This is a genomic window from Nocardioides aestuarii, from assembly GCF_039527245.1.
Lineage (GTDB): Bacteria > Actinomycetota > Actinomycetes > Propionibacteriales > Nocardioidaceae > Nocardioides > Nocardioides aestuarii.
The window spans coordinates 3142783-3154941 of sequence record NZ_BAAAJT010000002.1; the positions used below are offsets into that span (position 1 = coordinate 3142783).

The 12159-nt window shown below is 74.4% G+C and carries 10 protein-coding genes; 6 read left to right on the forward strand and 4 right to left on the reverse strand.

Going from position 1 to position 12159, the window contains the following annotated elements:
- The first annotated feature begins 78 nt into the window (after positions 1 to 78).
- The 3 genes from ABD091_RS15760 to ABD091_RS15770 are packed head-to-tail and all read left to right on the forward strand — an operon-like array spanning position 79 to position 2638.
- Positions 79 to 1026, forward strand: a complete 948-nt coding sequence (locus ABD091_RS15760) for a carbamate kinase (protein ID WP_343920146.1) — start codon at positions 79 to 81, stop codon at positions 1024 to 1026.
- A gap of 15 nt (positions 1027 to 1041) precedes the next feature.
- Positions 1042 to 2145, forward strand: a complete 1104-nt coding sequence (gene bar, locus ABD091_RS15765; RefSeq protein ID WP_343920148.1) for a barbiturase — start codon at positions 1042 to 1044, stop codon at positions 2143 to 2145.
- A 16-nt stretch (positions 2146 to 2161) separates the two neighbouring features.
- Positions 2162 to 2638 carry a nucleotidyltransferase domain-containing protein gene (locus ABD091_RS15770; RefSeq protein ID WP_343920150.1) on the forward strand — a complete coding sequence of 159 codons (477 nt, stop codon included), beginning with the start codon at positions 2162 to 2164 and terminating at the stop codon, positions 2636 to 2638.
- Between the two features lie 8 nt (positions 2639 to 2646).
- Here ABD091_RS15770 and ABD091_RS15775 read toward each other — a convergent pair whose 3' ends face one another.
- A complete protein-coding gene (locus tag ABD091_RS15775) occupies positions 2647 to 3165 on the reverse strand; it encodes a maleylpyruvate isomerase family mycothiol-dependent enzyme (RefSeq protein WP_343920152.1) in 519 nt (172 codons plus the stop codon).
- Between the two features lie 83 nt (positions 3166 to 3248).
- Between ABD091_RS15775 and ABD091_RS15780 the strand changes: the two genes are divergently transcribed.
- Together ABD091_RS15780 and ABD091_RS15785 are read left to right on the forward strand one after the other, a co-directional pair.
- Positions 3249 to 6494: an ATP-dependent helicase gene (locus ABD091_RS15780; protein ID WP_343920154.1), complete on the forward strand. Its 3246-nt coding sequence runs from the start codon at positions 3249 to 3251 to the stop codon at positions 6492 to 6494.
- Positions 6495 to 6517: 23 nt separating this feature from the next.
- Positions 6518 to 9739, forward strand: a complete 3222-nt coding sequence (locus tag ABD091_RS15785) for an ATP-dependent helicase (RefSeq protein ID WP_343920156.1) — start codon at positions 6518 to 6520, stop codon at positions 9737 to 9739.
- Here the strand turns inward: ABD091_RS15785 and deoD are convergent.
- On the reverse strand, positions 9720 to 10412 hold the full coding sequence (deoD, locus tag ABD091_RS15790) for a purine-nucleoside phosphorylase (protein WP_343920158.1): 693 nt from the start codon (positions 10410 to 10412) through the stop codon (positions 9720 to 9722). The two genes, ABD091_RS15785 and deoD, sit on opposite strands and share 20 nt — an antisense overlap.
- A gap of 45 nt (positions 10413 to 10457) precedes the next feature.
- Between deoD and nudC the strand changes: the two genes are divergently transcribed.
- Positions 10458 to 11360, forward strand: coding sequence for an NAD(+) diphosphatase (nudC, locus tag ABD091_RS15795; RefSeq protein ID WP_343920160.1), 903 nt, complete (start codon positions 10458 to 10460; stop codon positions 11358 to 11360).
- Position 11361: 1 nt separating this feature from the next.
- Here nudC and ABD091_RS15800 read toward each other — a convergent pair whose 3' ends face one another.
- Together ABD091_RS15800 and ABD091_RS15805 are read right to left on the reverse strand one after the other, a co-directional pair.
- Positions 11362 to 11766, reverse strand: coding sequence for a hypothetical protein (locus ABD091_RS15800; protein WP_343920162.1), 405 nt, complete (start codon positions 11764 to 11766; stop codon positions 11362 to 11364).
- 66 nt (positions 11767 to 11832) lie between these two features.
- A complete protein-coding gene (locus ABD091_RS15805; RefSeq protein ID WP_343920164.1) occupies positions 11833 to 12075 on the reverse strand; it encodes a mycoredoxin in 243 nt (80 codons plus the stop codon).
- Positions 12076 to 12159: the final 84 nt, after the last annotated feature.

Here is a 12159-nt window from a genome sequence, read left to right on the forward strand (position 1 = left end):
GGGTTGCCAGCGACCGGGCCGCTCCTCTGGCGGAAGTGCCGGGTGCCGGGGACCGGTCTGCTCACCTAGGTTCGGGACATGAGGGTCCTGCTCGCGCTCGGTGGCAACGCCATGACGAACGCCGAGGGCCGCGCGCGGGTCGAGGACCAGCAGGCAGCGGCCGCGGTCGCGATGCGTGCGGTGGCGACCCTCGTCGAGGAGGGCGCCGACGTGGTCATCACCCACGGCAACGGCCCCCAGGTCGGCAACCTGCTGGTGAAGAACGAGCTGGCCGCCCAGGTCGTGCCGCCGGTGCCGCTCGACTGGTGCGGCGCCCAGACGCAGGCCACCCTCGGGTTCACGATCCTCAACGCGCTCGACAACGAGCTCGCGACCCGCGGGGCCAGCCGCGAGGTCGCGGCGGTCGTGACCCGCACCCTCGTCGCCGCCGACGACCCCGGCCTGTCGCGGCCGACCAAGCCGATCGGTCGCTACCTCCCCGAGGTCGAGGCGCGCCGGCTGGTCGAGCACGGAGAGACCTGGGAGGACCGCGGCGAGAAGGGCTGGCGCCGCGTCGTGGCCTCGCCGGAGCCGCTGGAGATCCTCGACGGCGCGGCCGTCCGCACGCTCGTCGACGCGGGCTTCCTGGTGGTGGCCGGGGGAGGTGGTGGCATTCCCACCGTGCGCGAGGGCGGTGTGCTGCGCGGGGTCGAAGCGGTCATCGACAAGGACCTCGGCGCCGCCGTGCTGGCCCGGACCGTCGGCGCCGACGTGCTCGTGGTCGCCACTGACGTGCCCCACGCCGTCCTCGGATGGGGTACGCCGCGCGCAGAACCCCTCGGTGAGGTCGACGTCACCCGGATGCGCGAGCACCTCACCGCGGGCGAGTTCGCCAGCGGCTCGATGGGCCCGAAGGTCGAGGCCGTCTGCCGCTTCGTGGAGCAGGGCGGCCGCCACGCCGTCATCACCGAGCTCGACCAGATCGTCGACGCCGTCGCCGGCCGCGCCGGCACCCGCGTCGTCCCCGCACCGTCCCCACGCCCCTGACCCGAGAGGAACCTCATGCCCAGCGCCATCGAAGTCCGGAAGGTCCCGATCCACTCCGTCGCCGACGCGAGCGAGCTGACCGCGCTCCTCGACGAGGGCGTGATGGAGGCGAGCCGCGTCGTCGCCATCATCGGCAAGACCGAGGGCAACGGCGGGGTCAACGACTACACGCGGATCATCGCCGACCGGGCCTTCCGTGAGGCGCTGGTGGCCGGGGGCGCCGACCCCGACGCGGTGCGCGACGTCCCGATCGTGTGGTCGGGCGGCACCGACGGCGTCATCAGCCCCCACGCGACCATCTTCGCCACGCTGCCCGACGGCGAGGTCGACCCCACCGACGAGCCGCGGCTCTCGGTGGGGTTCGCGATGAGCGAGGTGCTGCTGCCCGAGGACATCGGCCGCTCCGGCATGGTCACGAAGGTGGCGGCCGCGGTGGAGGTCGCCATGGAGCGGGCGGGCATCACCGACCCGAGCGAGGTCCACTACGTCCAGACCAAGACGCCGCTGCTCACCCTCTCGACCATCGAGGACGCCAAGTCGCGCGGCAAGACCGTCTTCACCGAGGACACGCTCTACTCCATGGACGTCTCCAACGGTGGGACCGCCCTGGGCATCGCCGTGGCCCTCGGCGAGATCGACATGCCCCGCGACGACCAGGTGCTCCAGGACCGCTCGCTCTACTCCTCGGTCGCCTCCTGCTCCTCCGGCGTCGAGCTCGACCGCGCCCAGGTGGTCGTCGTCGGCAACGCGCCGGGCGTGGGCGGTCGCTACCGCATCGGCCACTCGGTCATGAAGGACGCCCTGGACGCCGACGGGATCTGGGAGGCGATCCGCGACGCCGGCCTCGACCTCCCGGAGCGGCCGCGCACCGAGGACCTCGGCGGCCGCCTCGTCAACGTCTTCCTCAAGTGCGAGGCCTCGCAGGACGGCAAGGTCCGCGGTCGCCGCAACGCGATGCTCGACGACTCCGACGTTCACTGGCACCGCCAGATCAAGGCCGCCGTCGGCGGCGTGACCGCCTCGGTCACGGGTGACCCGGCCGTCTTCGTGTCGGTCTCGGCCGCCCACCAGGGCCCGGACGGCGGGGGCCCGGTCGCCGCGATCGTCGACCTCGGCTGACCCCGGGCGGCGGCCCGTGGAGCTCGAGGAGGTGCTGCGCGTCCTCGACCGGCTGGACGAGGCCGGCGTATCGCTCTGCGTGGGAGGGGGCTGGGGCGTCGACGCGCTGCTCGGGCGGCCGAGTCGTGACCACCGCGACCTCGACCTGCTCGTCGACGCCACGGCGTTCGAGGAGGCGGTGGAGACCCTCGCGGCCCTCGGCTACGCGCGGGAGACCGACTGGCTGCCGGTGAGGCTCGAGGTGGCGGCGCCGGGTCGTGGGTGGGTCGACCTCCACCCGGTCGACGTCGACGCCGGCGGGCACGGCGTGCAGCAGGGCCCCGCAGGCACGACCTACGAGTACGCCGCCGGCGACCGGACCCTCGGCACGCTCGGTGGTCGCCCGGTGCCCTGCCTGACCCGGCAGGCGCAACTGCGGCTCCACGCGGGCTACGACCCACGTCCGCAGGACCGGGCGGACCTGGCGCTGCTGCGGTCGCTGGACGACGACTGACGTCGGGGTCAGCCGACCTGCCGCCCGGCGAAGGCAGCGATCCGGGTGTGGGCGTCGGCGCCCTCGGGCGGAGCCTGCTCGGGCCCAAAGACGCCCTGGCGCATCTCCGGCTTCAGCGACGCTGCCATGAAGGCGTGGCCGCGCTCGGCCGGCGCCGGGTCGAGGTCGAGGCTCTGGCCGGTCGCGGTGACGAGGTCCCAGGTGTGGACCGCGAGCTCGGCCAGCTGCCAGTCGGCGTCGGCGCCGGTGTCGCGGAGGTGGGCCAGCAGCGCGGCGCCGTTGGCCCGGAAGGTGCTCGCGGCGTCGTCGACCCGGTCGGGCACGGCCGACCAGTCCGGCTGGCCGCCCCGCGCCTGCTCGAGGAGGTGGCCGGCGCCGACGGTGAGGTGGGCCACGAGCTGGCCGACGTCCCAATCGGAGCACGGCGTCGGGTCGCCGAGCTGGTCCTCACGCACAGCGGCGATCGCCTCCGCGGCCTGGTCGAGCGCCGTGGCCAGGGCATCGGTGGACTCGTCGTCGTCTCCCATGCGCGCCACTGTGCCACCGGACGCCGACACCCACCACGGGTCGTCGCCCCGGAGGTGTCGGTCCCGCATGATGGGGTGATCCCATGACGACCTACCGCCTCGACCGCGCGCCGCGCACCGCCCCTGCGGCGCCGGTGCTCGACGCCGACCAGCAGGCCGTGGTCGACCACCCGGGCGGACCGTTGCTGGTGCTGGCCGGTCCCGGCACCGGCAAGACCACGACGCTGGTGGAGGCGATCGTCGACCGCATCGAGCGGCGCGGCGCCGACCCCGACCAGGTGCTGGCCCTCACCTTCTCCCGCAAGGCGGCCGAGCAGCTGCGCGACCGGGTGACCGCCCGCCTCGGACGCACGGTCGCGACCCCGGTCAGCTCGACGTTCCACTCCTTCGCCTACGCGCTGGTGCGCCGCTTCGCGCCGGTCGACCTCTACGAGGCGCCGCTGCGCCTGCTGAGCGCCCCCGAGCAGGACGTCGTCCTCCGCGAGCTGCTCACCGACCGGCCCGAGTCGGTCGCGTGGCCCGACTCCCTCGCCAGCGCGCTCGGCACCCGGGGATTCGCCCGGGAGGTCCACGCGGTGCTGTCCCGGGCCCGGGAGAAGGGGCTGGACGGCGCTGCGCTCCACGACCTCGGGCGCCGTGAGGGCCTGCCCGAGCTCGTCGCCGCCGGCCTGTTCCTCGACCAGTACCTCACCAACCTCGACTCCCAGGGAGCCGTCGACTACGCCGACCTGATCCGGCGGGCCACGCTGGAGGCGGAGGCGCACCGCGACGAGGTGCGCGCCCAGCTGCGCCACGTCTTCGTCGATGAATACCAGGACACCGACCCCGGGCAGGTGGCCCTGCTGCGTGCCCTGGCCGGCGACGGGCGCGACCTGGTGGTCGTCGGAGACCCCCACCAGTCGATCTACGGCTTCCGTGGCGCCGAGGTGCGCGGCATCCTCGACTTCCCGGCGTCCTTCCCCCAGCGCGACGGCCGTGCCGCCGACGTGGTCGCCCTGCGCACCACCCGTCGCTTCGGTCGCCGTCTGCTCGTGGCCTCCCAGCGGGTGGCCGGCCGGTTGGCGTTGCCGGGCTCCATCCCGACCGAGGCCCGCGAGGCCTTCCTGTCGCCACGCGCCGAGGGTGGCGCCCACGGCGACGGCCGCGTCCTGGTGCGGACCTTCGACACCGAGCGAGCCGAGGCCGAGCACCTCGCCGACCTGCTGCGCCGGGCCCACCTCGAGGACGACGTCGCCTGGGACGACATGGCCGTGCTGGTCCGCTCCGGACGCGGCTCCATCCCGCCGCTGCGCCGCGCGCTCGGCGCCGCCGGCGTGCCGGTCGAGGTCGCGAGCGACGAGCTGCCGCTCGTGCGTGACCCGGCGGTGCTGCCGCTGGTCGACGCGCTGCGCGCCGTCGTCAACCTCGACAACGACGACCCCGAGCACGTCGACCACCTCGACCCGACGCGGGCCGAGGCGCTGCTGCTCGGTCCGCTCGGCGGGCTCGACGCCGGCGAGGTGCGCCGCCTCGCCCGCCTCCTGCGCACCCGGGAGAAGACGCTCGCCCACGAGGAGGGCCGGACTGCCCGCCCGAGCCGCGACCTGGTCCGGGCGGCCGTGGTCGACGTGGCCTTCCTGGCCGACCTCGACGCCCCGGAGGTGGCCAAGGCGCGGGCGCTGACCACGCTCCTCGCCGAAGCCCGGGACGAGCTCGACGCCGGCGCGACGGCCGAGGAGCTCCTCTGGACGCTGTGGTCGCGCACCGGGTGGCCCGCGCGGCTGCGTCGGGGCGTCGACCTCGGCGGCGGCGCCGCCCGCCGTGCCCACCGCGACCTCGACGCGGTCTGCGCCCTGTTCGACGTGGCGGCGCGTGCCGAGGAGCGGCGCGACCACGTCGGGGTCCGTGCCTTCCTCGCGACCCTCGTCGCCCAGCAGATCCCGGCCGACACCCTGGCCGACCGCGGCGCGCGCGGCGCCGCCGTACGGCTCCTCACCGCCCACCGGTCCAAGGGGCTGGAGTGGCGACTCGTGGTGGTCGCCCACGTCCAGCAGGACGGCTGGCCGGACCTGCGCCGTCGCTCGACCCTGCTCCAGGCCGACCGCATCGGCGAGGGCGAGGTGGTGCCGCCGGTCAGCAGCCGCGAGCTCCTGCTGGAGGAGCGGCGGCTGTTCTACGTCGCCTGCACCCGTGCCCGAGAGCGCCTCGTCGTCACCGCGGTGCAGAGCCCGGACGACGAGGGCGAGCAGCCGTCCCGCTTCCTCGACGAGCTCGGCGTGGGGGTCGAGAAGGTGGTTGGCCGGCCGACCCGCCCGCTGTCCATGGCCGGCCTCGTCGCCGAGCTGCGCCGCACCGTCGCCGACCCGTCGGCGTCCCCGGGGCTGCGCGACGCCGCCGCCCGCCGCCTGGCCCGCCTGGCGGGGGAGCAGGTGGGGGCGCGTCCGCTGGTCCCGGCCGCCGATCCGTCGAGCTGGTGGGGCACCCGCTCCGCCACCCGCAGCACCCAGCCGGTGCGCGACCCGGGTGAACCGGTGCCGGTGTCCGCGAGCGTCCTGGAGTCGATGCTCGTCTGCCCCACGCGCTGGTTCCTCGAACGCGAGGCCGGCGGGGTCTCGCGGGTCCACCAGTCCGCGAACCTCGGTGAGATGGTCCACGCCCTCGCGCAGCGGGTCGCCTCGGGCGAGGTGGCCGCCGGCCGCGACGACGTCGACCTGCTCATGGAGCACGTCGACGCCGTCTGGGACCGGCTCGCCTTCCGCACCCCGTGGTCGAAGGCGCGCGAGCACGAGCGCGTCCGGGTGGCCCTGGCGCGGTTCCTCACCTGGCACCACGACAACGGACGCACCCTCGTGGCCACCGAGGCGCCCTTCTCCACGGTCGTCGAGCTCGCCGACCCGGCCGACGCCGGGGCGGCCCCCGAGCGGGTCCGGCTCACCGGCTTCGCCGACCGGCTCGAGCTCGACGCCGAGGGTCGCGTCGTCGTCGTCGACCTCAAGACGGCCCGCCGCAAGCCGAGCAACAAGGCGGTCGAGCGTCATGTCCAGCTCGGGCTCTACCAGTACGCCGTGGACGCCGGCGCCCTCGACGACGAGCTCGAGCGTCCCGTGGCGGCCGGCGGTGCCGAGCTCGTCCAGCTCGGCCTGCTCGACGGGGGCACGACCGCCACCGTGCAGCCGCAGCCCGTCCAGCCCGACGACGGACCCGGCCGCGGCGAGCTGCGGGGCCACCTCGCCCGCAGCGCCCGGCTGCTGCGGGAGGAGTCGTTCCCCGCGGTGGCCGGCGAGCAGTGCCGTGACTGCTCCTTCGTCCCGCTGTGTCCCATCAAGTCCGCAGGACCGGTGACCCGATGAGCCCTGTGAGCCCTGTGAGCCCCGTGAGCGCTGTCAGCCCGGTCGAGCTCCGCACCCCGGCCGACCTGCAGGCGGTGATGCAGACCGACTACGCGCCGAGCGCCCAGCAGTGGGCCGCGATCTCGGCGCCGCTCGCTCCGGCGGTCGTCATCGCGGGCGCCGGCTCCGGCAAGACCACCCTGATGGCGGCCCGCGTGGTCTTCCTCGTGGTGACCGGCCAGGTGCGTCCCGACCAGGTGCTGGGCCTGACCTTCACCACCAAGGCCGCGAGCGAGCTGCGGACCCGCATCCGCTCCGCGCTGCGCACCGCCGGCGCCCTCGACGAGCCCGAGGAGGGTGACGACGTCCTCGAGCCGACGGTGGCGACCTACAACGCCTATGCCGCGGGACTGCTCACCGACCACGGTCTCCGCATCGGCCACGAGCCCGACACCCGCGTCATCACCGACGCCGCTCGCTACCAGCTCGGCGCCCGCGCCGTCGACCGGTTCACCGGCGAGGTCCGCGCGCTCACCGACCACCCCGAGACGGCCATCCAGAACCTGCTGGCGCTCGACTCCGCCATGTCCGAGCACCTCGTGGGCCCCGGCGACGTACGCCGTGTGGACGACGAGGCGTGTCGTGGCTTCGAGGCGGCCCTGGCGGAGGAGACCGCGGGCAAGAACCGCTCCACCTACCGCGAGCCGGTCGAGAAGGCGCTCTCCGCCATCGAGCGCCGCGGTGAGCTGCTCGGGCTGGTGGAGTCCTACCGGCGGCTCAAGCGCGACCTCGGGCTCATGGACTTCTCCGACCAGATCGAGCTCGGGGCACGGCTCGCGAGCGAGCAGCCGGAGGTCGGGGCTGCCGAGCGCGAGAAGTTCCGGGTCGTGCTCCTCGACGAGTACCAGGACACGTCGGTGGCCCAGGCGGTGATGCTGTCCCGGCTGTTCTCCGGCGCCGCGGCGGAGGGTGGTCGTGGCCACGCGGTCACGGCGGTCGGGGACCCCAACCAGGCGATCTACGGCTGGCGCGGGGCGTCGGTGTCCAACATCCTCGGCTTCGGCGAGACCTTCCCGGCGGCCGACGGGCAGCCGGTGCCGACCTACCCGCTCACCGTCAACCGTCGCTCCGACCGGCGCATCCTCGAGGTGGCCAACCGGCTGGCCGCGCCCCTGATGGAGAAGTACTCCCAGGTCGAGCCGCTGGTGCCCGCCGACGGGGCCGACGCGGGTGTGGTCACCACCGGCGTCCACGAGACCCACGCGGAGGAGCTCGACGCCCTGGTGGCCGAGGTGCGTGCCACCCACGAGGCCGGTGGCGCCTGGTCCGACGTCGGTGTCCTGACCCGCGACAACAGCCACGCCGAGGACGTCTTCGACGCCCTCACCGCGGCCGGGGTGCCGGTCGAGATCGTGGGCCTGTCCGGGCTGCTCCGCCTCCCCGAGGTGGCCGAGCTCGTCGCGACGCTCCACCTGCTCCACGACGTGACTGCCAACGCCTCCCTGCTCACCCTGCTCACCGGTCCCCGCTGGGCGATCGGGCCGCGCGACCTGCGGCTGCTCTCACGCAGGGCCCACGAGATCGCGGGTCGCGGCGGGCGGGGCGAGACGCCGGAGTCGGTGACCGACCACCTCACGGCGATCGCCGACGGGATCGACCCCGCCGAGGTGCCGTCGCTCGACGACGCCCTGGCCGACCCCGGCGACCATCCCTACTCGGCGGAGGCCCTCGACCGGTTCGCGCTGCTCGCCGGTGAGCTCCGGATGCTGCGCACCCACGTGGGGGAGCCGCTGCTCGACGTCGTCCGGCGGATCATCGACACCACCGGCACCGACGTGGAGCTGGCCTCCTCCACCAGCCCGGCTGCGGCCGCCCGGCGCGACAACCTCGACCTCTTCGTCAAGGCCGTCGCCGACTTCCAGGCCGTCGACGGCGACGTCTCGCTCGCCGCGCTGCTGGCCTACCTCACGGCCGAGGACGACCAGGGCAACGGGCTCGACGTGGCGACCCCGACCGAGGCCGACTCGGTCAAGCTGCTGACCGTCCACCGCTCGAAGGGCCTCGAGTGGCGGTCGGTGTTCCTGGTGGGGGTGTGCGAGACCCGGTTCCCCTCCAACCGGTCGCGCACGCTCTGGACCAGCTCTCCGGCCATCCTGCCGGCCCCGCTGCGCGGCGACGCCCACGACCTGCCCCAGCTGGAGGGGTCCGACAAGGCCGCCCTCGACGCCTACCGCGCCGCCACCCGGGCACACGACGCCGAGGAGGAGCTGCGACTGGGCTACGTCGCGCTCACGCGGGCCGCCCACCGTCTCAGCGTCACCTCCTACTGCTGGACGCCGCGGACGACACCCTTCGGCCCGTCGGACTACCAGCGGGTCGTGCGCGACCAGCTGGAGGAGTGGGGCGAGGTGGTCGAGCCGTGGCGCGACCGGCCGGTGAAGGGCGACCCCAACCCCTACGACGCCGTCGACCCCTCCCGTCCGTGGCCGGTGCTCGAGGCCGGCGCGGAGGCGCTGCGGCGGCGGGAGGCCGCCGAGCTCGTGATGGCCGCCGACCCGTCCGCGCCTGACGACGAGCTCGACATGCTGGAGGTCGCGAGGGTCGCCGACTGGGACGCCGAGCTCGACCGGCTCGTCGCCGAGGCCCGGCTCGACCGCGCGCCCGAGCTGCCGGTGACCCTGCCCAGCAGCCTGTCCGCCACCGCGCTGGCGCGGCTGCGCGACGACCCCGACGCCTTCGCCGCCGACCTGGCCCGGCCGATGCCGCGCCCGCCGTCGTCAGCGGCGCGCTTCGGCACCCGCTTCCACGCCTGGGTGGAGGCGCGGTTCGGACAGCAGGACCTCTTCGACTTCGACGAGCTCCCCGGACGGGCCGACGCCGGCATCGACGACGACTCCGACCTCAAGGAGCTGGTGGCGGCCTTCGAGGCCGGCCCCTTCGCGCACCGCACACCGCACCGAGTCGAGGCGCCGTTCGCCCTCGTGCTCGCCGGACAGGTGGTGCGGGGTCGCATCGACGCGGTCTACACCGAGGACGTCGGCGGCGAGCCCGGCTATCTCGTGGTCGACTGGAAGACCGGGCGGCGCCAGGACGCCGACCCGCTCCAGCTCGCTCTCTACCGGCTGGCGTGGGCGGAGCTCGCCGGGGTTCCGGTCGAGCAGGTGCGAGCGGCCTTCCACTACGTCCGCACCGGCGCGATCGTCAGCCACGACGACCTGCCGGGTCGCGTGGAGCTCGAGGCGCTGGTCAGCCCAGCGCAGCCGTGAGGGCGACCTCGACCATCCGGCCGAAGGTCTGCTCGCGCTCCTGGGCGGTCGTCTCCTCGCCCGTGACCACGTGGTCGGACACCGTGCAGATCGCGAGCGCCCGGGCGCCGTGCTTGGCCGCGAGGGTGTAGAGCGCTGCCGCCTCCATCTCGACCGCGAGGACGCCGTAGTCGACCATGCGGGCGACGAGCTCGGGCCGGGCCGAGTAGAAGGAGTCGCTGGAGAAGATCAGCCCGACGTGGGCCTCGGGAGCAGCGGCCGCCGCGTCGCGGAGCAGGCCGAAGTCGGCGACGGGGGCGTAGTGGAGCCCCTCGAACGCGATCGCGTTCATGGAGGAGTCGGTGCACGCGCCGGCGGCGATGACCAGGTCGCGCACGGCGACCTTCTCGGTGAGGGCGCCGCAGGAGCCGACGCGCACGACGGTGGTGACGTCGTACTCACGGAAGAGCTCGTTGGCGTAGATCGCGAGCGACGGCTGCCCCATGCCCGAGCCCTGCACCGAGACGCGGTGGCCGTTCCAGGTGCCGGTGTAGCCGAGCATCCCGCGGACCTCGGTGTAGCACTCGGCGTCGTCGAGGGAGGTCTCCGCGATCCACCTTGCACGCAGCGGGTCACCGGGCATGAGGACGACGGGGGCGATGTCTCCGGGCTGGGCTCCGATGTGGGTGCTCACGGCCACGCAACCTACCGGTCACGGGCGGTCGCTAACCTCGGGGGCGTGACCGAGCCGCAGCTGCCGCACGTCGCACTCTCGCGCCACGCCCACAACCGGCTCGGCCTGCGTCGTACCGACGACGCCTGGCTCGCCGAGCAGTGGGCCGACCCCGCCACCCGGGTGCTGGTCGTCGCCGGGAACCGGCTGCGGCCGGTCGAGGGTGCCGTCGAGTGGTCCTCGCCCGCCGACGTGCCCGACGGCACCCGCGTGCTGCTCGGCCAGGAGGGCGGCACGACGTACGCCGCGTGCCTGGTCGACCCGGCGGACGCGCCGGGCGACCACGACGACTGGGTGTCGCTGCGTGCCCTGCTCAACGATCTCGCCGACCACCCGGACGCGGCACCGCTGCTCTTCCACGCGATCGGCCTGGCGGAGTGGCACTTCGCCACCCGGTTCTGCCCGCGCTGCGGGGGACCACTGGAGTCGATCGCCGCGGGCCACGAGCTGCGGTGCACCCACTGCGACCGGCGTCAGTTCCCGCGCACCGACCCGGCCGTCATCATGTCGGTCGTCCACGCCGACGGCTCGATCCTGCTGGGCCGCCAGCCGCGGTGGCCCGCGGGTCGCTGGTCGACCCTCGCGGGCTTCTGCGAGCCGGGGGAGACCCTGGAGGACGCCGTGCGCCGGGAGGTCGACGAGGAGGTCGGAGTTCCCGTCGGCAAGGTCACCTACGTCGGCAACCAGCCGTGGCCGCTGCCGGCGAGCCTGATGGTGGGGTTCGTGGCCGAGGCGCTCTCCAAGGACGTCAACGTCGACGGAGCGGAGATCGAGGAGGCCCGCTGGTTCACCCGCGAGCAGCTCGGCGAGGCCGTCGACACCGGGGAGGTGTTCGTGCCGCGCAGCGTCTCGATCTCCTCGTCCCTGCTCTCGCTCTGGTACGGCGCTCCGCTGCCCGGCGGCTGGTGACTCAGAGAAGGCCGAGACCGAGGGCCACGACCACGGCGGCCACGGTCGAGGCGGCGGCGCCCACGACCAGGCCACGCACCGCGGCGGGCGCACGGGAGGCCCGACCGTCCCAGAGGACCGAGCCGGCCGTCGCGACGCCGAGTCCGGCGACGCAGCCGAGCGCCAGCGTGCCGACGTAGTGGGAGGCCCGCGGCGCCGCCGGCGTGCTGTCGCCCAGGGGTGCGAGCACCGCCAGCGCACCGTGGCCGAGGCCGTCGACGGCGAACGTGAGAGCCGTCAGTGCGGTGAGGCCGAGCAGCCCGATGGTGGTCGCCGGCAGCGACCACGGCAGGGAGGTCGACCGCGGGGCCGCCCCGTGTCCGACGACGACGGGCGGAGGGAGCGGCTGGTCGGGGTTCTCGTCCACCCGACCAGCGTCGCCGTACGACGCGGTGGTGGCCTACCCGTCGGCGTACTCAGCCGGACCGCCCGATCAGGCCAGGGCGGCGAGCTTCTGCTTGACCTGCGCCACGGACGGGTTGGTCTGGGTGGTGCCGTCGGCGAACAGCAGGGTCGGCACGGTCTGGTTGCCGCCGTTGGCCTGCTCGACCGTCTTCGCCGCCTCGGGGTGCTGCTCGATGTCGACGATCTCGAACTCGATGCCCTCGCGGTTCAGCTGGCTCTTGAGGCGGTGGCAGTAGCCGCACCAGGGGGTGCTGAACATGGTGAACGTCATCGCAGAAGTGTCCTCGGTCGCGTCTAGGGTTGGTTGCTCGAACCCGTACGACACCACAACCCACGTCCGACCGGAGATGTTCCC